The organism is Paraburkholderia sp. GW821-FHT02A12, from assembly GCF_059422005.1.
In genome coordinates this window covers 1,498,391-1,519,569 of sequence record NZ_JBWKWA010000001.1, presented here as the reverse complement: position 1 = coordinate 1,519,569, position 21,179 = coordinate 1,498,391, and the positions used below count along the sequence as shown (strand labels likewise).

Genomic DNA, 21,179 nt, shown 5'->3' with positions numbered 1-21,179 from the left:
GCCCTGAACAGCTAACGCAAGAAGACACCGAGGATGGGCATTCAAACCGCAGCGGCCAATGACGTCGCACAACACACGCCAATGATGCAGCAGTATTTACGCATCAAAGCGGACCATCCGGGCACGCTGGTGTTCTACCGGATGGGCGACTTCTACGAACTCTTTTTCGAAGACGCGGAAAAGGCCGCACGTCTGCTCGATTTAACACTGACGCAGCGTGGCGCATCGGCGGGCAATCCGATCAAGATGGCGGGCGTACCGCACCACGCGGTCGAACAGTATCTGGCCAAGCTCGTGAAGCTTGGCGAATCCGTCGCGATTTGCGAACAGATCGGCGATCCGGCCACCTCGAAAGGTCCGGTCGAGCGCAAAGTGGTGCGCGTCGTCACGCCGGGCACGCTGACGGATGCCGCGCTGCTATCCGATAAGAGCGACGTCTACCTGCTCGCCATGTGCGTCGCGCATAACCGCCGCGGCGTCGCCACCAGCGTCGGGCTCGCGTGGCTGAATCTGGCGAGCGGCGCGTTGCGCCTCGCGGAGGTCGCACTGGATCAGGTCGCTGCCGCGCTCGAGCGGATTCGTCCCGCGGAAATCCTCGTGGCCGATACGTCGGCCGACTCCGCAAGCTGGCAGCCGCCGGTCAATGCCGGGGCCCTCACCCGCGTGCCGGTGTGGCACTTCGATATCGCGTCGGGCACGCAACGCCTGTGCGACCAGCTGGAAGTAGCGGGGCTCGACGGCTTCGGCGCGCATTCGCTGACAAGCGCATGCGGCGCGGCCGGTGCGTTGCTGCTGTATGCAGCGGCCACGCAAGGCCAGCAATTGCGCCATGTGCGCAGCCTGAAAGTCGAATACGAATCCGAATACATCGGCCTCGACCCCGCCACCCGTCGCAACCTCGAACTCACGGAAACGCTGCGCGGCACTGAATCGCCAACGCTGTGTTCACTGCTCGACACCTGCTGCACGACGATGGGCAGCCGCCTGTTGCGTCACTGGCTGCATCATCCGCCGCGCGAAGCCGCGATTGCGCAAGCGCGCCAACAGGCGATCGGCGAGTTGCTCGACGCGCCGGCCGGCGCGAGCGTCGATTCGCTGCGCGGCGCGTTGCGGCAGATTTCCGATATCGAACGGATCACTGGGCGTCTGGCGCTGCTGTCGGCTCGGCCCCGAGATCTGTCGAGCCTGCGCGATACGTTCATTGCGTTGCCCGAACTGCGCACGCAGCTCGCGATCATCTCGTCTAATGCAGATTCGCTGGCGCGCATCGACGCGTCGCTGGAACCGCCGCAAGCATGTGTCGAACTGCTCAAGCGCTCGGTCGCCGAGGAACCCGCAGCGATGGTGCGCGACGGCGGTGTGATCGCGCGCGGCTACGACGCGGAACTCGACGAGTTACGAGATATTTCGGAGAATTGCGGGCAATTCCTGATCGACCTCGAAACGCGCGAACGGGCACGCACCGGCATCAGCAATCTACGCGTCGAGTACAACAAGGTGCACGGCTTCTATATCGAAGTCACGCGCGGCCAGACCGACAAGGTGCCGGACGACTACCGCCGCCGTCAGACGCTGAAGAACGCCGAGCGTTACATCACGCCCGAACTGAAAACCTTCGAGGACAAGGCACTGTCCGCGCAGGAGCGCGCGCTGGCCCGCGAACGCTCGCTGTACGACGCGCTGCTGCAAGCGCTGCTGCCGTTTATCGCGGACTGTCAGCGCGTCGCCGCAGCGCTCGCCGAGCTGGATCTGCTGGCGGCATTCGCCGAACGCGCTCGCGCGCTCGACTGGGTCGCGCCGACGTTCTCGCCGACCGCCGGCATCGAAATCGAACAAGGCCGCCACCCGGTCGTCGAGGCGCAGGTCGAGCAGTTCATCGCGAACGACTGCACGCTCGCGCCGGAGCGCAAACTGCTGCTGATTACCGGCCCGAACATGGGCGGTAAGTCGACCTTCATGCGGCAGACCGCGTTGATCGCGTTGCTCGCGTATGTGGGCAGTTATGTGCCGGCACGGCGCGCCGCCTTCGGGCCGATCGACCGCATCTTCACGCGTATCGGCGCGGCCGACGATCTGGCGGGCGGGCGTTCGACCTTCATGGTCGAGATGACTGAAGCCGCCGCGATCCTGAACGATGCGACGCCGCAAAGCCTCGTGCTGATGGATGAAATCGGCCGCGGCACCTCGACCTTCGACGGTCTCGCGCTGGCGTGGGCGATCGCGCGGCATCTGCTCGCGCACAACGGCTGCCACACGCTGTTCGCGACCCACTACTTCGAGTTGACCCAGTTGCCCGCCGAGTTTCCGCACGCGGCCAACGTTCACTTGTCGGCGGTCGAGCATGGGCACGGCATCGTGTTCCTGCACGCGGTCAGCGAAGGGCCGGCGAATCAGAGCTATGGCCTGCAGGTCGCGCAACTGGCCGGCGTGCCGAACGCGGTGATTCGCGCGGCGCGCAAGCATCTCGCGCATCTCGAACAGCAATCGGCGGCGCAGCCCGCGCCGCAACTCGATCTGTTCGCGGCGCCCATGCCGATGCTGCTCGAAGACACCGACGACGAACCCGACGTCAAGCCGGGCACGGCGGCGGCATCGCCGGCCATGCAGGCACTCGTCGAGCGCCTGCGCGCAATCGACCCGAACGATTTGCGCCCGCGTGAAGCGCTCGATCTGCTGTACGAACTTCACGACCTGGCCGCCGCGCCGGATGCGGATCATTGACACACCCAGGCCCTCGCAGCGCCCGCGCACACGGTGCGCGGCGCTGACCGTTGCCCTTACGCTGACGCTTGCGGGCGTCGGTATGCGGCTCGCGCACGCGGAAGCGCCGCGTTTCGCGTTCGCGATCATCGCCGGCACGATGCAAAGTCCCGCGGACGAAGCGCCGACACAACGGCTGATCGACGCGATCGGCCGTGACCGCGAGATATCTTTCGTCGTCTACGACGGCAACCTGAAGGGTGCGAAAGAAGCTTGCCGCGACGCGTTATACGAACGGCGTCACACGCTGCTCGAAACGTCGCGGCCCGCCCTCTTCTTCATTCCGGGCCAACACGACTGGACCGACTGCGGCACCGCTGAGGCCGGCGGCTTCGATCCGGTCGAACGGCTCGATCAGTTGCGCCAGACGCTGTTCGCCGACGCCGCGTCGATGGGCCAGAACCCGATCGCGTTGACGCGCGAAAGCGAGGTGTCGCGCTTTCGACCGTTTCGCGAGAACGTGCGCTGGCAAGTCGGGGATACGGTTTTCGTCGGCCTGAACGCGCCGGGTCCGAACAATCACTATCTGACCGCGGGCGGGCGCAACGGCGAATTCGAAGATCGCGTGATCGCCAATGCGTTCTGGCTCGAACATGCCGCCGAATACGCGAAACGGCGCGACGCGCGCGCGATCGTTGTGTTCATTCAGGGCGATCCCGAGGCGGAGCGTTACGAACGGCCAGACCGTTTCGCATGGCTGCGCTTTACGCGCAACACGCGCCGGGACGGCTTTCTGGAATTCAAACGCAGCCTCGTCAAACTCGCGCAGATTTTTCACGGACCGGTGCTGCTGATTCATTGCAACGACGAGCGCGCGAGCGCCGGCTTCGTGATCGATCAGCCGTTACGCAATGACAAGGGGATGCTGGTAACGAATCTCACGCGTGTCGCGCTTGCGCCGCATGATCGTCTTAACCAGTGGATTCGAATTGAAGCGGATCTTGGCAAGAAGCCGCCGTTCCGCGTAAGTGTGCGCGACGTGCCCAAGCAGATGCCGATGCCCACGGCGCAACCTGCGCCAGCGCATGAGGAGCCGGCAGCGTCGATGCCGGCTGTGCCGGCGCTTGGCCCCGCTTCGGAATTGCCGCCTTTGTTGCAGATGCCGGGGCAGCCACAATTGGATCAAAAGCAGCTGGATCAGAGGCAGTTGGACCAACAGCAACTGGATCAGCAACGCCACGCGCCAGTGGACGAAAACGGGAACGCTCCCGCCTCGACCGCTCTGCCTCATACACCAACAAGCACACCAACAAGCACACCAACAAGCGCGCCAGGCATTCCCGGTGCGCCGGCCAGCTCAGTGCAGCGTGGGCCCTGACTTGCCGTCTTCTTCGTCGTCTTCGTCTTCGTCGAGGACTTCCAGGCCGTCAGCGCCGTGCGCATGTTCGTGCTGGATTTCGTCTTCGGTTGCCGGACGCACGTCTTTGACCGTCAGCGCGAAGCGCAGCGCCATGCCGGCGAGCGGATGGTTGCCGTCGAGCACGACTTTGTCTTCCGCGACGTCGGTCACCACGTAGACGAGCGAATCGAGGTCCTCATCGCCTTCTTCCGGCGTGCCTTCGAACTGCATGCCGACTTCGAGCGGTTCCGGGAAGCGATTGCGCGGCTCGATCTTCACGAGGTCGGGATCGTACTCGCCGAATGCGTCTTGCGGCTCGAGCTGGATCTGGGTCTCGAAGCCGGCCTCGTGGCCGTCGAGCTCTTCCTCGATCTTGGGGAACGTGCCATCATAGCCGCCGTGCAGATAGACCATCGGCTCGTCGCTTTCTTCAATCAGATTGCCCTGCGCATCCGACAGCTTGTAAGCGACCGACACGACGGTGTTCTTTGCGATTTTCATTCGATTCTCCAGAATACAACTCACATTATACGATGCCCAAGCGGCCCACTGACCACCCGGCCGACACAGCTTCGGCACGGAATTCTTCACCGGCTTCGAAGCCGGTTCTGCCCCCCTCGCCTGACACGCCAACGCCGCTGCTTGGCAATCTGACGCCGTCGCAATTCATGCGCCGCTACTGGCAGAAGAAGCCCCTGCTGATCCGCCAGGCGATCCCGAACGTCGAGGCGCCGCTGTCGCGCGACGAATTTTTCGATCTGGCGGATAAAGACGAAGTCGAAGCACGCCTGATCACGCACTTTCGCAACAAATGGCAACTGGAGCACGGCCCGTTCGCGGCCGACGAACTGCCGTCGGTCAAGCAGCGCGCATGGACGCTGCTCGTGCAAGGCGTGGATCTTTACGACGATCGCGCGCGGGCGTTGCTCGACCGCTTCCGCTTCGTGCCGGATGCGCGTCTGGACGACCTGATGATTTCGTACGCGACCGACGGCGGCGGCGTGGGCCCCCACTTCGATTCTTATGACGTGTTTCTCTTGCAGGTCAAAGGCAAGCGCCGCTGGCGCATCGGCGCGCAGAAGGACCTGACGCTGCAACCGGGACTGCCTTTGAAAGTTTTACAGCACTTCGAACCGGAAGAGGAATGGCTGCTTGAGCCCGGCGACATGCTGTATCTGCCGCCGCATATCGCGCACGACGGTGTCGCGGAAGGCGAATGCATGACCTGCTCGATCGGCTTTCGCGCGCCGTCGGCGAGCGAGCTGACCGCGCAGTTTCTCTACCACCTGGCCGAGCGCGGCGAGTCGGCAGTGCGACCCAATGTGCTTTATCGCGATCCGCAGCAACCCGCCATCGACCGGCCGGCAGAATTGCCAGCGGCGCTGGTCGAAAGGGTTGGAGCGATTCTTGCTGCCGTCAAATGGAATGAGCAGGACATTGCGTCGTTCCTGGGCTCATATCTCAGCGAACCGAAGCCGAGTGTCGTCTTCGATCCGCCGCAGCGGCCCCTCAATGAGGCCCGTTTCATCAGCCAGGCGTCGAAGTCCGGCGTTCGGCTGGATCGCAAGACCAGTTTGTTGTACAACCGCCGTTTTTTCTTCGTAAATGGAGAGGAAACAGCGTTTGTTGGCGGGAAAAAGTGGTTGTTTGATCTCGCCGATTGGCGGTCTATGAGTGCGAAACGCTTTGTAACACTCTCATACGATTCGTCGGTGACAGCACTGCTGCACGAGTGGTATTGTGCGGGCTGGATACAAGTGGGCGAGCTTGTGTAAGTCTGCCTGCTTGTAATACCGTACTGTGAAATTTTGTATGAGAAAGACAACGTATTGACCCCGGATTGATCGACTGTCAGTACGAAAGTGCATATAATTTCCGCCCAAGCCGTAGGGAAGATTCACGCTCGCCAAAAAGAGCGTCTCCACCAGCGGCCCAGGTCGGTGTTGGAGCACATTTACCGGTATTATTTTGCGCTGTTGCTTACCTTTAACCATAAAAGGACGTGATCATGAAGAAATCCCTCCTCGTAGCATCCCTGTTGGCAGCTGTGGCACTGGCTGCATGCAACAAGAGCAGCGACCAAGCTGCAGCTCCGGCTAGCGAAGCAGCTGCTGCTTCGGCACCGGCTGCTGCTGCTTCGGAGCCAGCTGCTGCTGCTTCGGGTGCGGCTGCTGCTGCGAGCGATGCTGGTGCTTCGGCTACTGCCGCTGCTTCGGACGCAGGCGCTGCTGCTTCGGCTGCTGCTCCGGCTTCGGGCGCAAGCCAGTAAGCTGTCGCATAGGGTTCGCCTCTGGGCGAAAACTGTATCGGGAAATCACCTTGATTTCCCGGGCAGTAAAGCAAAACGCCACGGATTCACCTCCGTGGCGTTTTGTCATTTAAGGGCCGTCTTTTTATAACGGCGCCCACCACTTGGTTTACTGAGCCGGCGTTGCATTCTCTTCGAAAAACTCGCGCACGATGTCGATCTCGCGAGTGCGTTTGAATGGCGGCAGGCTCTGCCAGATACGGCGCCCATAGGGCTTGTCGACGAGACGGGTATCGCAGATCATCAGCACGCCGCGATCGGTCTCAGCGCGAATCAGACGCCCAGCGCCCTGCTTCAGCGTAATCACAGCCTGCGGCAACTGATGAACGGCGAACGGGCTCAACCCTTTCTTCGTCAGCGCGTCGAGCCGCGCCGACAGCACCGGATCGTCAGGCGGCGCGAACGGCAGCTTGTCGATCACGACCAGCGACAGCGCATCGCCGCGCACATCCACACCTTCCCAGAAACTCTGACTGCCCACCAGAATCGCATTGCCGTAGGAGCGGAAGCGATCGAGCAACTCCGTACGGCTCGCGTCGCCCTGGACGAGCAACGGGTAATTCCAGCCACGCGCTTCGATCGTATCGCGCAGCTTGGCCGAGATACGGTCGACCGCGCGCAGCGTCGTGCACAGCATGAACACACCGCCGCCCGACGCTTCGATCGCGGGCAACGCGGCGTCGAACACGGCGTCGGTAAACATCGGCGACGAAGGCTGCGGCAAATTGCGCGGTACGTACAGGAGCCCTTGCGTCGGGTAATCGAAAGGACTCGGCAGCGTCATCGAACGTTTTGCGTTCAGGCCCATCTGCGCCGCGTAGTGCGTGAAGTCGCCGCGCACCGATAAGGTGGCCGACGTGAAGATCCATGCGCGCGGCACGCCGGCACGCTGCCTGGCGAAGATCGGCGCGACCGACAGCGGTGTTTCGTGCAATTGCACCGTATGCGAAAAGACTTCGATCCAGCGCACCTTTTCATTCGGATCGACGCGCTCTCCCTTGGCATCCGCCGCGGCGGCGTCAGCGGCTTCGCGCTCGGTTTCGGTGGGTGGCGTAGTCCAGCCCGCGAGCACGCCTTGCAGCTCGCGCGCGCGGCGCAAACACGCGCCGATGGATTCGGCGCGCTCGGCCTGGCCAGCCAACGCGGACGCCAATGCATCGAGTTCGGTTTCGAGCGTTTCGAGCGCGGGGAACAGCGGATGATCGTCGGGCAACTGACCGATCGACAGGCGCACCGAGTCTTCCTTGAAAGCGAGCCGCACGTCGCGCGCCGCGCGTTCGAGCGTCGCGCCCAGCTTCACCCAATCGATCGCCTCGCGCGCATGGCCCAGGCCTTCCGCCACCGAATCGCGCGCGAGTTCGAGAAACTGCGCGGTCGACAGCGTCTCGCCGAAGAACAGCGTTGCGGTCTCCGGCAATTGATGCGCTTCGTCGAAGATGATCGTGTTGGCCGTGGGCAGCAATTCAGCCATGCCGGTATCGCGCAACATGATGTCGGCGAAAAACAGATGGTGATTGACCACCACGATATCGGCCTGCTGCGCCTCGCGCCGCGCCTGCATCACGAAGCACTCCTTGTAATGCGGGCACTCCTGGCCGAGACAATTCTCACGAGTCGACGTCACCATCGACCACACCGCCGCCGTTTCCGGCACGCTCGCGAGCTCGGCCTTGTCGCCGGTGCGCGTGATCTTCGCGAAGCGGACGATGTCCTGCAGATACGAGGTTTCCTGACGCGACGGCAGGCGTCCGTTATCCGCGGTGCGCTGCAGGTAGTAATGACACAGGTAGTTCGCGCGACCTTTGAGCATCGCGACCGACACCGGCACGGCCAGCGCATCGCGCACGGTCGGAATGTCGCGCTGAAAGAGCTGGTCCTGCAAGTGCTTGGTACCGGTGGAGACGATCACCTTGCCGCCCCACAGCATGGCCGGCACCAGATACGCATAGGTCTTGCCGGTGCCCGTCCCCGCCTCGACGATCAGCGTGTTTTCGCTGCCGTCGAGACCGCTCGCTTCGTCGGTTGCCGATGCTTCTGCGGCCGGCGCAGCTCCGTCTGCGCCCTGCGTCGGCAGACGCCGTGCGGGACGCTTCTGCGCTTCGAACATCGCGGGCTCGGGCATGGCGCGGCCCGATGCCTCCATAGCCGCGGCCACGGCGCGCGCCATTTCGATCTGCGACGCGCGCGGCCGGTAACCGTCGATCTGACGCGCAAGCAGGCCGTCGGCGGCGAAGATATCGTCGAGCTCGGCGACGCGGCGCGGATTCAGCGCGGCGGCCAACGTGGGCGCACCAGCGCGGGCCGGCGCAGTGCCGGCCGCAGCGGCGTCATCGTCCGGGCTCGTGCGGGATGAAGTTACAAGCGGTGAATTCAAGGCAAGCGTTTCCTGCAAAGTCCGGCGCGCGCGACGCGACCCGGCGCCTGCCAGGCCGCGAACTCAGGCTCGCGCGTCCGGTTCGAGCTGCAATTGCAGCAAGATGATGGTGTCCTTGACTTTGAGTTTGCGCTTTTTCAGGCGCTGCAACTCGAAGTCGTCGATGCCGGGCTCATCCGACATTCGGTCGATCAAACGATCGAGCCCACTATGCTCCGATTCCAGTTGCAGAATTCGGTCGCGAAGTGTGTTCGCGTCGACGACGTGATGTTGATCGCGCATGCTCGCCTCCTCTCGTGAGCGGCACGGGCTGCGCGGTTCGGCCCGATGCCTGAGGTTGCTGTCCGGCTTAAAACACGTGTTGGCGACTACTGCCCTGCTACAACCCAGCTGGAGCCGGCTACCGAACGGCTACTGCCCTTGCTGCTGTTGCTTCTGCTGCTTTTGCTGCTGTTCGAGTTGCTGCTGCTGTTTCAACTGGTCCTGGCGTTTCTGTTCGGCCTTCTCGGCCGCCTGCTTCTGACGCGCCTCGACGTCGGCCTTGTGTTGCGCCGCATCGGCCTGCTTCTTCTCGAAGCTCTGCTGTTTCTGGACGCGCTCCTGGGCCTTTTGCGCAGCCTGCCGATGCGCCTCGTCGAGCTTGCGCTGGAAGTCGGCCTGCTTCTGATCGTACGCCTGGCTGTTGGCGGCGGCTTGCGACGGGCTGACGCCGCGCTGCGCCTGATCCAGTGCGTGCTGACGCTGCTTTTCCTGATACGCCTGGGCGTTGGCGCTGCGCTGCGGTGCCTCGGCTGCGCGCTGCGCCTGATCGAGCTGGTGCTGACGCTGCTTGTCCTCGTACGCCTGCGCGTTACGCGCGTCCTCGGCGGCGCGCTGCGGCGCGTTCGCTTCGTCCTGCGCGCGTTTGAGCGCAGCCTGTTCGTCGCGCTGACGGGCCCGCGCCGCGCGCTGTTCGCCGTCGAGCGCGAGCTGCTCCTTGCGAATGTCGGCCTGCACCATACGCATTCTGTCGCGCGCCTTGCCGAGACAGTAGTTCACCAGGAACTTGCTATAACAATCGTGCTCGGCGACGGCGTAGCGATAGTTATTCTCCTCGCTGCGCTGGTCCAGGACTTTTTGCCGCGCTTCGAAGCTGTTGCCGGAGGGTTCCGCGCTGCCGGCGCCCGTATTGTCCACAGCGCCCGAGGCCTGCGCGCCGGAAGCGGCCGCCGGCGCGAGACCACCCGCGGACAACGCCGCGCTGCTGCCGATCGGCGCTGCGGGCTGCTGCTGCGCCGAAGCTGGCGCACATACGGCGATCGAGGCGGTAATCGAGGCGGCGATGGCGCACGACACAAAAGACGTCCCATTGGACATGCGCGCGAACTTGAACACGGACCGCACCGACGACATAAGCGAAGTGAGTGGCGAAAGCGGCAAAAGTGACGGCAATTGTGACAAGCGAGAGACCAAGCGGGAGCCCAGGCGGTTGAGGGACAAGGAGATCGGCAACGTCGTAGATCGTCAACGGAACATGCCCGAAATTCTATCACCCTGCGGTTGAGCCCTTTGGCATTTATGGCAAAATGCCCCGCTTCAGCAACCTGGCCGCAGTGCGCACGCCCGGCGTGCCCCGACGTGTCGTAGCGCGGCCTTTGATTGAGTCCGGCAGGAACACCAAGACCTTATGACGGAAACCGTAGCACTCAAGATCGTACAGCGCATCGCCGCCGAACTGTCCGTCCAGCCGCGCCAGGTCGCGGCCGCGGTGCAACTTCTCGACGAAGGAGCGACTGTTCCGTTCATCGCCCGCTACCGGAAGGAAGTGACCGACAACCTCGACGACACGCAACTGCGCAATCTCGAGGAACGCCTGCTGTATCTGCGCGAGCTGGAAGACCGGCGCGCCGCGATCGTCGCCAGCATCGACGAACAGGGCAAGCTCACCGACGAGTTGCGCGCCGCGATCGAAGGCGCCGACAGCAAGCAGGTTCTGGAAGACCTGTATCTCCCGTATAAGCCCAAGCGCCGTACGCGCGCGCAGATCGCCCGCGAAGCCGGCCTTCAGCCGCTTGCCGACGCGCTGCTGGCCAATCCCCTGCTCGACCCGCAAACCGAAGCCGCCGCTTACGTGGACGCCGAGAAAGGCGTCGCGGATGTCAAGGCCGCGCTCGACGGCGCGCGCGATATCCTTTCCGAACAATTCGGCGAAACCGCCGAACTGCTCGGCAAGCTGCGCGATTACCTGTTCAACCAGGGCGTGGTGTCGTCCAAGGTGGTCGAAGGCAAGGAAAACGCGGAAGAAGAAAAATTCCGCGATTACTACGACTATGCGGAAACCATCAAGACCGTGCCGTCGCATCGCGCGCTGGCGCTGTTCCGCGGCCGCAACGCCGGCGTGCTGATGGTCAAGCTGGGCCTCGGCGAAGAACTCGACGCGCAGGTGCCGCATCCGGGCGAAGCGCTGATCGCACGGCATTTCGGCATCGCCAATCAGAACCGGCCGGCCGACAAGTGGCTCTCCGACGTGTGCCGCTGGTGTTGGCGCGTGAAGGTGCAGCCGCACCTCGAAAACGAACTGCTGACCAATCTGCGCGACGAAGCCGAGCACGAAGCGATTCGCGTGTTCGCACGCAATCTGAAGGATCTGCTGCTGGCCGCGCCGGCGGGCCCGAAGGCCGTGATCGGCCTCGATCCGGGGCTGCGCACCGGCGTGAAGGTCGCCGTGGTCGACCGGACCGGCAAGGTGCTCGTCACCGACACGATCTATCCGCACGAGCCGCGCCGCGATTGGGACGGCTCGATCGCGAAACTCGCGCGCATCTGCGCGCAGACGCAAGCCGAGCTGATCAGCATCGGTAACGGCACGGCGTCGCGTGAGACGGACAAGCTCGCGAGCGAACTGATCGCGCGCCATCCGGAGTTCAAGCTGCAGAAGATCGTCGTGTCCGAAGCCGGCGCGTCGGTGTACTCGGCGTCGGAACTCGCGGCGAAGGAATTCCCCGAGATGGACGTGTCGCTGCGCGGTGCGGTGTCGATCGCGCGCCGTCTGCAGGACCCGCTCGCTGAACTCGTGAAGATCGAGCCGAAGGCAATCGGTGTCGGCCAGTACCAGCACGACGTGAATCAGCGCGAACTGGCGCGTTCGCTGGATGCGGTGGTCGAAGATTGCGTGAACGCGGTCGGCGTGGATGCGAATACGGCGTCGGTCGCACTGCTCGCGCGCGTGTCGGGTCTGAACGCGACACTCGCGCGCAACATCGTCGATTACCGCGATGCGAACGGCCCGTTCCCGTCGCGCGAACACCTGCGCAAGGTGCCGCGTCTGGGCGACAAGACGTTCGAACAAGCCGCGGGCTTCCTGCGTATCAACAACGGCGAGAACCCGCTCGACCGCTCGTCGGTTCACCCGGAAGCGTATCCGGTCGTCGAACGGATGCTCGCGAAGATCAGCAAGCATGTGGGTGAAGTGCTCGGCAATCGCGACGCGCTGCGTGGTCTGTCGCCGGCGGAATTCGTCGACGAACGTTTCGGCCTGCCGACCGTGCGCGACATTCTGCTCGAACTCGAAAAGCCGGGCCGCGATCCGCGCCCCGAGTTCAAGACCGCAACTTTCCGCGAAGGCGTCGAGAAGGTCAGCGATCTGACGCCGGGCATGGTGCTCGAAGGCGTCGTGACGAACGTGGCGGCCTTTGGCGCGTTCATCGACGTGGGCGTGCATCAGGATGGTCTGGTGCACGTGTCGGCAATGTCGACCAAGTTCATCAAAGACCCGCACGAAGTGGTCAAGGCTGGTCAGATCGTCAAGGTGAAAGTGCTTGAGGTCGACGTCAAGCGCCAGCGGATTGCGCTGACGATGCGTCTGGATGACGAGTTCGGCGCAGCGGCAGCACCGCGCAGCGGCGGCGGCGCCCAGCAGGATCGCGGCGGCTTCGGCCGTTCGAACGGCGGCGGACGCGGCGCACCGCAACAGCGCTCGCGCGAGCCGGAACCGGGCGGCGCGATGGCCGCTGCGTTCGCCAAGCTCAAGCAGAAATAGGCTCGTGCGTTCAGCGCGTGATGCACTCGCGCGCTGACGTCGCTGATGCTCACTCATGAGATCAGGCGGCAAACAAAAAGCCCACGCAACTGCGTGGGCTTTTTGTTTGCCGCCTCAACACGCGAGGCACGTTGAAACGAGGTCCGTCAGATCTCGATCTTCGTGCCCAACTCCACGACCCGATTCGCTGGAATGCTGAAGAAGTCGGTCGGCTTGGCTGCGTTCTGATGCATCCACGCGAACACGCGCTCGCGCCACACCGACATGCCCGGCAATTGCGTCGGCACCACCGTTTCACGCGCGAGGAAGAACGACGTGTCCATCATCTCGAACGTCATGTCGTGCGTGCGGCCCACCTCGAGTAACACGGCCTTCACGTCGGGCGTTTCATTGAAACCGTACGCCGCCTTGACGAGATACAGACCGCCGTCGATATCCTTCACCGTCACGCGTTCCGCGTCGTTCACGTACGGAATATCTCGCGTCACGAAAGTCAGGAAGATGGTGCGCTCATGCAGCACCTTGTTGTGCTTGAGGTTGTGCAGCAGGCTCACCGGCACGAGCGAATCGCTGCCGGTCAGATAGATCGCGGTACCCGACACGCGATGCGGTGGATGTGCGAGCAAACCTTGCAGGAACGGCATCAGCGGAATACCGTCGGCGGCTGTACGTTCCTTGACGATCATCCTGCCCTTGAACCACGTCATCAGCAGGAAGAACAGCAGCGCGCCGATACAGAGCGGCAGCCAGCCGCCCTCTTCGACCTTCAGCAGATTGGCGCCGAAAAAGCCCAGATCGACCACCATGAACACGCCGATGATCAGCGCCACGAGGAGCTTGTTCCATTTCCACACCTTCACCATCACGACGCAGGCGAGGACCGTGGTGATCACCATGGTCGCGGTCACCGCGATACCGTACGCGGCGGCGAGGTTATCCGAGCTCTTGAACGCGATCACGATGCACAGAATGATGAACAGCAGCATCCAGTTCACCACCGGCACGTAGATCTGGCCGATCGCCAGTTCGGACGTGTGCAGGATCTTCATGCGCGGCACGTAGCCGAGCTGGATCGCCTGGCTCGTCAACGAATAGGCGCCGGAAATCACTGCTTGCGATGCGATCACTGTCGCCACGGTAGACAGCACGACAAGCGGCAGCAACGCCCAATCGGGTGCGAGCAGGAAGAATGGGTTTTCGATGGCCTTCGCGTCGTGCATCAGAAGCGCGCCCTGGCCGAAATAATTCAGCACCAGCGAAGGCATCACAAGCACGTACCACGCCATGCGGATCGGCTTCGCGCCGAAGTGGCCCATATCGGCGTACAGCGCCTCGGCGCCGGTCAGCACCAGCACGACCGAGCCGAGCACCACGTAGGCCTGCAACACGTGCGTGGCCATAAAGGTGTAGGCGTAATACGGGTTCAGTGCGCGGATCACGTTCGGCGATTGCACGATATGCCACAGGCCAAGCGCGGCGAGCACCAGGAACCACAGCACCATGATCGGTCCGAACAGGCGGCCGACGGTGGCGGTGCCGTGCCGCTGGATCCAGAACAACAGCACGAGGATCACGATCGTCAGCGGCACCACGAGATGGGACAGATTGGGCGCGGCGATCTCCAGACCTTCCACCGCCGAGATCACCGAGATGGCGGGCGTAATCACCGCGTCGCCATAGAACATGCAGGCGCCGAAGATCCCGAGCATCATCAGCAAGCCGGCCGCTTTCGACTTCTCGCTAAACGAGCGCAGCGCCAGCGCCATCAGCGCGAGGACGCCACCTTCGCCGTTGTTGTCCGCGCGCATCACGAACAACACGTACTTGACGGAGACCACGATCACGATCGCCCAGAACAGCAGCGAAATCACGCCCAGAATCGATTGATCGGTCAGCGGAATGCCGTGTGACGGGCTGAACGCTTCTTTCAGCGCGTACAACGGGCTCGTGCCGATATCGCCGAATACCACTCCGATCGCGGCAAGCGCGAGGGAAGGCAGAGGCTGTTTGTGCACGTGATTGTTATCTGTCATAGACGCGAGGAAATCCGTTCCCTGGGCGGAAAAAACGACCGCTATTCTAAACTGCCCGCTTGGCGCCGCCCGGTTTGTTGTGGATACACCACGTGGATGGTCCGCGCAGTGTAGCACTGCGATTTGAAGGCGTCTGCCACATCAGGACCTTCGCCGGCACCACCATAGCGACGGCGCATCCGAAGCCCCATTCGCACGCCGCGGACACAAAAAAACGGAGCCCAACCGGGCTCCGTCTTCTGGATGCGACTCAATACGCGCGATGTCGCTGCGCGCATCACGCCCCCGACGACTCCTGCGCTTGCGCCATACCGCGCTTGATCCATGCGCCGAGGTTATGCGGACGAACCGTGTCCCACTCCTCGAACGGCTGATGAATCCACGGGTTCGTGGGCAGATACTGCACGTGATAGTCGGGCTTCACCTTCGAGCAGCCCTTGTACCACAGCACCGCCGAGCGCACCGACGTGATGGCCGGATAGCGTTCCTTCAGATGCTGCTGCACGCGCGCCAGCGTCACGCCGGAATCGACCAGATCGTCGACCAGCAGCACGTTGCCGGACAGCTCGCCGCGCGTCATCGTGATGTATTGCGCAATGTCGAGTTCGCCCTGCTCCGTGCCGGCCGCTTCACGGTACGAACTGGTGGCGAGAATGGCCAGCGGCAGATCGTAGATACGCGACAGCTGATCGCCGACGCGCAAACCGCCGCGCGCGAGACACAGGATCTGGTCGAACTTCCAGCCCGATTCATGCACGGCCAGCGCCAGCAGTTCGATCAGCCGGTGATACTCGTCCCAGCCGACCCACAGGTTCTTGTCGTCGTTGCGCGGATCTTTCATCGCAATCATGGGCACACCTTGCACCATGGCTTAAACCTTGAACGGATGACGCAGCAGAATGGTTTCGTCGCGATCCGGACCGGTCGACACCATGTCGATCGGAATGCCCGCGACTTCCTGCACACGCGACAGATACGCACGCGCATTCGCCGGCAGCTTGTCCCATTCCTTGATGCCGACGGTGCTTTCCTTCCAGCCCGCGAAGGTTTCGTACACCGGTTCGCAACGCGCAACTTCCGATGCGCCACGCGGCAGCAGGTCGACATGCTTGCCGTCGACCCTATAGCCGACGCACAGCTTCACTTCGTCAAGGCCGTCGAGCACGTCGAGCTTGGTCATGCACAGACCTGACACGCCGTTGATCTGGATCGAGCGGCGCAGCGCGGCGGCGTCGAGCCAGCCGGTGCGGCGCGGACGGCCCGTGACCGAACCGAATTCCTTGCCGACGGTCGCCAGTTCGAGGCCGATCGCTTCCTGACGGGCGGCGTTATCCGCGTCGTACAGTTCGCTCGGGAACGGGCCCGAACCGACGCGCGTGCAGTACGCCTTGGTGATGCCGAGAATGTAGTTCAGCTTTTGCGGACCGACGCCAGCGCCCGCGGTGGCCGCACCGGCCACGCAATTGCTCGACGTGACGAACGGATACGTGCCGTGGTCGATATCGAGCAGCGTGCCTTGCGCGCCTTCGAACAGCAGGTTGTTGCCGGCGGCGTTCTCGTCGTACAGACGGCGCGACACGTCGGTCACCATCGGCTTCAGACGGTCGGCATAGCTCAGCATCGTGTCGAGCGTTTGCTGGAAGTCGACAGCGGCGACGCCCAGGTACTGCGTCAGCACGAAGTTGTGATAGTCGAGATTTTCACGCAGACGTTCGGCGAAGGTGACCGGATCGAACAGGTCCTGCACGCGCAGACCGCGGCGCGCCACCTTGTCTTCGTAAGCCGGGCCGATGCCGCGGCCGGTCGTGCCGATCTTGCTCGCGCCACGGCGCGCTTCGCGGCCCTGGTCGATAGCGATGTGGTACGGCAGGATCAGAGTGGTGGCTTCGGAAATGAAGAGGCGATTCTGGACATCGACCCCGGCGGCTTCGAGCTCGCCGATTTCCTTGAACAGCGCTTCCGGCGACAACACGACGCCATTGCCGATGTAGCACGCGACGCCGGGATGCATGATGCCCGACGGAATCAGACGCAAGATGGTTTTCTTGCCGCCGATGATAAGCGTGTGACCGGCATTGTGACCGCCCTGGAAGCGAACGACGCCTTGGGCGTGGTCCGTCAGCCAGTCGACGATCTTGCCCTTGCCTTCATCACCCCACTGGGTCCCCACGACGACGACGTTACGCCCGGGGTTCACATTCACTGCGCTGGCAGACATGTTGTTTCGTAAGCTGGTTAAAAACGTATTCTACCTATGTTCGCGGAACCTTCCGAATTTTTCCGTTTCCGCTCAACGGTATGCACGTTATGGTGGGTATATCGAAAATAGCGCGGCCGGTGGCCGCGCAGGTGTTGTATGTCGCTTTGCAAGCCGCTTCGGACGCCTTTTGAAATGCCCTTGGGAGCCCCCCAAGGCGGCCTGCAAATTTGCGCTCAGGAACGGGCCTCGACGACCCACGCGCCGTTGCGCTCGACCAACATGCGGTCGAAAGCGAACTCGTCCAGATCGTGTTCGTGGCCCGGCAGCGCCTGGATCACCACTTCGCCGGCATCGCGCAACGCGGCGACGCTCACGCGCAGTGCATCGTCATGCTGCCACGGCGCAAGAATAGCGCTGCTGCGGGCTTCGACCGGCGAGATGCGCGCCACTTCGCGCAGATCGAGCGAGAAGCCGGTTGCCGCGCGCGCCCGGCCGTAGGCCTGGCCGACGTGGTCGTAACGGCCGCCGCGTGCGACCGCATTCGGCACGCCGTCGACATACGCCGAGAACATCACGCCGCTGTGGTACGCATAACCGCGCAGATCAGCGAGATCGATCATCACTTCGGCGCCGTCCACCTGGCTCGCGAGGAACGCGAGGTCGTCGAGCGCGCGGGCGATGGCCGGCGCGTTCGGCAAACGCGCACGGGCGTCGGCAAGCACCGAAGCGTCGCCGTACAGCGTGGGCAGCGCGCGCAGTGCGTCGCGCGTGACGGGCGCGAGATCGGCGGTCAATTCGGCCAGACGCGGCACGTCCTTGCCCGCCAGCGCATCGTAGAGCGACTGGCCCAGTTCGGCCGCGGCCGGCTCGCCGTCGATCAGCGCAGCGAGCACGCCCGCGTGGCACAAATCGAGCCGCACTTTCGCGAGGCCGGCCAGACGCAGCGCGTCGAGCATCAGCTGCTGGATTTCCAGATCCGCTTCGAGGCCGGCGTGGCCGTAGATTTCCGCGCCGATCTGGATCTGCTCGCGCGTGGCGTGCAAGCCGCGCGGACGCGTATGCGCGACGTTGCCCGCATAGCAAAGACGCGTCACGCCCTGACGGTTCAGCAAGTGCGCATCGATACGCGCGACCTGCGGCGTCATGTCGGCACGCAGACCGAGCGTGCGCCCGGACAGTTGATCGACGAGCTTGAAGGTGCGCAGGTTCAGATCGTGCCCGCCGCCCGTGAGTAGCGACTCGATGTACTCGAGCAGCGGCGGCATCACCATCTCGTAGCCGTACGAGCGGAAACGGTCCAGCAAGTGGCGCCGCAACTCTTCGATCTTGCGGGCTTCCGACGGCAGCACGTCGGCAATATTCTCGGGAAGTAACCAGGTCGACATCGATACAGTCCTACGACGTTGCACACGGCGGCTGGGTGCGCCGGTAAGTGAAAGTGAATGGCGGGCGGCGCCTCGATTTTGGCGGCTATCGCCGGGCATCTGGACAGACTTTGCCGCCGGCCTCGGCCCTCGACCCGTGCCGCGACGCTCGCTGCCGTTGCGCAGCAGAGCGCGCCGTCAGGTCGTTACGGAGCGCCCCTTCAGGTCACGATAAACAGCAGAATCAGCCCGAGCACCATCACGATCAGGCCGCCGATACGAATCTGATGCGACGGACGCTCCGCTATTTTACGAAACGTGTCGCTCCAGGCGCTCGGAAAAACGAACGGGAACATCCCCTCGATAATCAGCATCAATGCGATCGCGAGCAGTAACGAGCCGGCTATGTCCATGCGAGTGAGGGTGCCGCGATGCGGATGCCGCGGCGCTCCGGTTATCAGTGTTTGCGCGGTGCCGCGGCGGCGTCCGGGGCGGCGCCGCCACCGGTCGGGCTACGCATGAAGCGGAAGAACTCGCTGCTCGGGTCGACCACGATGACGTCGCCCGGCTTGAAGGTGCTCTTGTACGCCTGCATGCTTTGATAGAACTGGTAGAACTGCGGATCGCGGCCGAACGCGTCGGCGGCAATTTCCGCGGCCTTGGCATCGCCCTCGCCCTTGATGGTCTGCGCCTGACGGTAGCCGTCCGCGAGTATTGCCTGTTGCTGGCCGACTGCATCGGCCTTGATCTGACCGGCCTCGGCGGCGCCCTTCGCACGCTCGTCATTCGCGACCTGCTGGCGCGCGGCGATCATGCGCTTGTAGACTGAATCGGCCATTGCCGCCGGAAAATCGACGCGCGTCAATTGCACAGCGAGCACCGAGACGCCTAGCGAGGCCGCGGTCTTTTCCATCGTGCCGCGCGCTTCGTCAGCGAGGTTCTGCTGTTTGGCGAGCGCATCGGACAGCGTGTACTTGCCGAACGCATCGCCGAGCGCGCTGCGCGACAGCGAGGCCAGCCGGTCGGGCAGGCTTTGCACGTCGCCCCTGGTTTCGGCGAGCAGCTTCAGCGGATCGGTAACGCGATATTTGATGACCGGATTGGCCAGCAGATCGGTTTTGTCGGACGTGACATAGCGGTCTTCATCCGGCGCGTCGAGCGTCTGGATGCGGTTGTCGACCAGCGTGACCGTTTGCAGCGGCGGCGGCAGTTTCACGTGCAGACCGGGGCCGAGCAAGGTGGGCGCGCTGTCGCCATGCGACGACAGCACCGCCATATGCCGCTGATCGACGACGAACACCGTCGACGATGCCGCGAACAGCACGATGACGATAGCCACGACGAGCGCAATGATTTTATTCATGTTCTGCGCCCCTTATTGAACGTCGTCTTCGCGCATGCGACTGCGGAAGGAGTCGCGTGAACGCAGCGCGTCGCTGCCGGAGGCAGGCTGGCTGGCCGGCGTCGCGACCGCGGCTGGCGCGGAGGCACCCGCAGTTGCCGCAGACGATGCGGCAGCGCCGCTCGCAACTTGCGGTGCGGCAGCGGACGCGGCACCCGTCGTGGCGGACGCGGCCTCGGCGACGCGCTGGCGAGTCTGCTCGACCAGCTTGTCGAGCGGCAGATACAGCACGTTGTTGCCGCTCTTGCTGTCCACAAACACCTTGGTCGTATTCGAATAGATCTGCTGCATGGTTTCCATGTACATGCGCTCGCGAATCACTGCGGGCGCTTTCGAGTACTGCGCGTAGACCTGCTTGAACCGCTCGGCATCGCCTTGCGCCTGGGCGATCGTTTTGTCGCTGTAGGTTTTCGCTTCGTCGATCTGGCGCGCCACGTCGGCTTGCGCGCGCGGCAGCAGCTCTGCGGCATAGGCCTGCGCTTCTCGCCTGGCGCGTTCGTTATCCTGACGCGCCTTGGCGGCTTCGTCGAAAGCGGCCTGCACCTGGCTGGGCGCCTGCACGCCCTGGATCGTCACACCGGTCACGGCGAGGCCGGACTGGTATTCATCCAGGGATTGCTGGATCGACGCCATCAGTTGCTGACGAATTGTTTCGCGATCCTGATAGAGAATGTCGTTGGTGCTGCGTGCGCCGACGACGCTGCGCACCGCCGCCTGCGCGGCCTGCATCACGCTCTGATCGGGATCGACGCTGCGAAACAGATAGTCGGTCGGCTTGCGCACCTGGTATTGCACGGCAAAGCGCACGTCGACGATATCGGCGTCGTGCGTCAGCATCGACGCGTCCTTCACATTCGCGAGACGCACCACGTTGTTGCGGCCGATCTCCACCTGACGGATCTGGCCGACATTGACGACCTCATGTGTTTCGAACGGATACGGCAGACGCCAGTGCACACCCTGCCCCGCGCTGTAGCGGTACTGGCCGAACTGCATCACGACGCCGGCCTGCCCGTCCTGCACGACGAACACGCCGCTGCCGAGATAGATCGCGATCAGCACGCCGATTACGATGCCCACACCGATACGCGCACCGCGGCCGTTGTCCGGGCGGCCACCGCCGATGCCCCCGCCTTTGCGGCCGAACACGCGACTCAGGCGGCGGTTGAAATCGCGCCACATTTCGTCGAGATCGGGTGGGCCTTCGCCGTCCTTTCCGTTCTGCGGACGCCTGGGTTCGTTGGGCCGTTGCCGGTCGCCATTGCCGTCGCCCCGGCCCCAGCGCGGATCGTTCAGTGAAAGCATGGCGCGCATGCGCAGCCAGATACTCCGCTCGTTGTAATCGTTCACCTGTGTTCGTTCACCAGAGTAGACAGCGGGT

16 protein-coding genes are annotated in these 21,179 nt (G+C 63.5%); 5 read left to right on the top strand and 11 right to left on the bottom strand.

Going from position 1 to position 21,179, the window contains the following annotated elements; translation table 11 throughout:
- The first annotated feature begins 33 nt into the window (after positions 1–33).
- Positions 34–2,721 (top strand): DNA mismatch repair protein MutS, encoded by a 2,688-nt coding sequence (mutS, locus tag AC07WT_RS06745; RefSeq protein WP_494946490.1) that lies wholly within the window; start codon positions 34–36, stop codon positions 2,719–2,721.
- Positions 2,708–4,078 (top strand): hypothetical protein, encoded by a 1,371-nt coding sequence (locus tag AC07WT_RS06740; RefSeq protein ID WP_494946489.1) that lies wholly within the window; start codon positions 2,708–2,710, stop codon positions 4,076–4,078. The genes mutS and AC07WT_RS06740 overlap by 14 nt, the downstream gene beginning before the upstream one ends.
- Here the strand turns inward: AC07WT_RS06740 and AC07WT_RS06735 are convergent.
- Positions 4,058–4,600: an FKBP-type peptidyl-prolyl cis-trans isomerase gene (locus AC07WT_RS06735; RefSeq protein WP_494946488.1), complete on the bottom strand. Its 543-nt coding sequence runs from the start codon at positions 4,598–4,600 to the stop codon at positions 4,058–4,060. The two genes, AC07WT_RS06740 and AC07WT_RS06735, sit on opposite strands and share 21 nt — an antisense overlap.
- 32 nt (positions 4,601–4,632) lie before the next feature.
- On the opposite strand from AC07WT_RS06735, the gene AC07WT_RS06730 reads away from it, so the two are divergent.
- Together AC07WT_RS06730 and AC07WT_RS06725 are read left to right on the top strand one after the other, a co-directional pair.
- Complete coding sequence (locus tag AC07WT_RS06730) at positions 4,633–5,874, top strand: JmjC domain-containing protein (RefSeq protein WP_494946487.1); 1,242 nt, start codon at positions 4,633–4,635, stop codon at positions 5,872–5,874.
- A gap of 233 nt (positions 5,875–6,107) precedes the next feature.
- A complete protein-coding gene (locus tag AC07WT_RS06725) occupies positions 6,108–6,368 on the top strand; it encodes a hypothetical protein (RefSeq protein ID WP_492592934.1) in 261 nt (86 codons plus the stop codon).
- Between the two features lie 148 nt (positions 6,369–6,516).
- On the opposite strand, the gene yoaA is transcribed toward AC07WT_RS06725, so the two are convergent.
- The 3 genes from yoaA to AC07WT_RS06710 all read right to left on the bottom strand — a co-directional run bounded on the left by yoaA (position 6,517) and on the right by AC07WT_RS06710 (position 10,137).
- A complete protein-coding gene (yoaA, locus tag AC07WT_RS06720) occupies positions 6,517–8,781 on the bottom strand; it encodes a DNA repair helicase YoaA (RefSeq protein ID WP_494946486.1) in 2,265 nt (754 codons plus the stop codon).
- Between the two features lie 63 nt (positions 8,782–8,844).
- Positions 8,845–9,063 carry a DUF465 domain-containing protein gene (locus AC07WT_RS06715; protein ID WP_492592932.1) on the bottom strand — a complete coding sequence of 73 codons (219 nt, stop codon included), beginning with the start codon at positions 9,061–9,063 and terminating at the stop codon, positions 8,845–8,847.
- 129 nt (positions 9,064–9,192) lie between these two features.
- Positions 9,193–10,137 carry a hypothetical protein gene (locus AC07WT_RS06710; RefSeq protein WP_494948387.1) on the bottom strand — a complete coding sequence of 315 codons (945 nt, stop codon included), beginning with the start codon at positions 10,135–10,137 and terminating at the stop codon, positions 9,193–9,195.
- 310 nt (positions 10,138–10,447) lie between these two features.
- On the opposite strand from AC07WT_RS06710, the gene AC07WT_RS06705 reads away from it, so the two are divergent.
- Positions 10,448–12,799 carry a Tex family protein gene (locus AC07WT_RS06705; protein ID WP_492592930.1) on the top strand — a complete coding sequence of 784 codons (2,352 nt, stop codon included), beginning with the start codon at positions 10,448–10,450 and terminating at the stop codon, positions 12,797–12,799.
- Positions 12,800–12,945: 146 nt separating this feature from the next.
- On the opposite strand, the gene AC07WT_RS06700 is transcribed toward AC07WT_RS06705, so the two are convergent.
- The 7 genes from AC07WT_RS06700 to hflK all read right to left on the bottom strand — a co-directional run bounded on the left by AC07WT_RS06700 (position 12,946) and on the right by hflK (position 21,148).
- The gene (locus AC07WT_RS06700; RefSeq protein WP_494946485.1) at positions 12,946–14,832 is read right to left on the bottom strand and encodes a potassium transporter Kup; all 1,887 of its coding nucleotides are present in this window, start codon (positions 14,830–14,832) and stop codon (positions 12,946–12,948) included.
- Between the two features lie 277 nt (positions 14,833–15,109).
- Positions 15,110–15,700, bottom strand: a complete 591-nt coding sequence (locus tag AC07WT_RS06695) for a phosphoribosyltransferase (RefSeq protein WP_492592928.1) — start codon at positions 15,698–15,700, stop codon at positions 15,110–15,112.
- Positions 15,701–15,703: 3 nt separating this feature from the next.
- The gene (locus AC07WT_RS06690; RefSeq protein ID WP_494946484.1) at positions 15,704–17,050 is read right to left on the bottom strand and encodes an adenylosuccinate synthase; all 1,347 of its coding nucleotides are present in this window, start codon (positions 17,048–17,050) and stop codon (positions 15,704–15,706) included.
- Positions 17,051–17,265: 215 nt separating this feature from the next.
- Complete coding sequence (locus AC07WT_RS06685) at positions 17,266–18,417, bottom strand: ATP phosphoribosyltransferase regulatory subunit (protein WP_494946483.1); 1,152 nt, start codon at positions 18,415–18,417, stop codon at positions 17,266–17,268.
- A 200-nt stretch (positions 18,418–18,617) separates the two neighbouring features.
- The gene (locus AC07WT_RS06680) at positions 18,618–18,809 is read right to left on the bottom strand and encodes a DUF2065 domain-containing protein (protein WP_341315067.1); all 192 of its coding nucleotides are present in this window, start codon (positions 18,807–18,809) and stop codon (positions 18,618–18,620) included.
- Positions 18,810–18,853: 44 nt separating this feature from the next.
- Positions 18,854–19,759 (bottom strand): protease modulator HflC, encoded by a 906-nt coding sequence (hflC, locus tag AC07WT_RS06675; RefSeq protein WP_494946482.1) that lies wholly within the window; start codon positions 19,757–19,759, stop codon positions 18,854–18,856.
- Positions 19,760–19,771: 12 nt separating this feature from the next.
- Positions 19,772–21,148: an FtsH protease activity modulator HflK gene (gene hflK, locus AC07WT_RS06670; RefSeq protein ID WP_494946481.1), complete on the bottom strand. Its 1,377-nt coding sequence runs from the start codon at positions 21,146–21,148 to the stop codon at positions 19,772–19,774.
- Positions 21,149–21,179 lie beyond the last annotated feature (31 nt).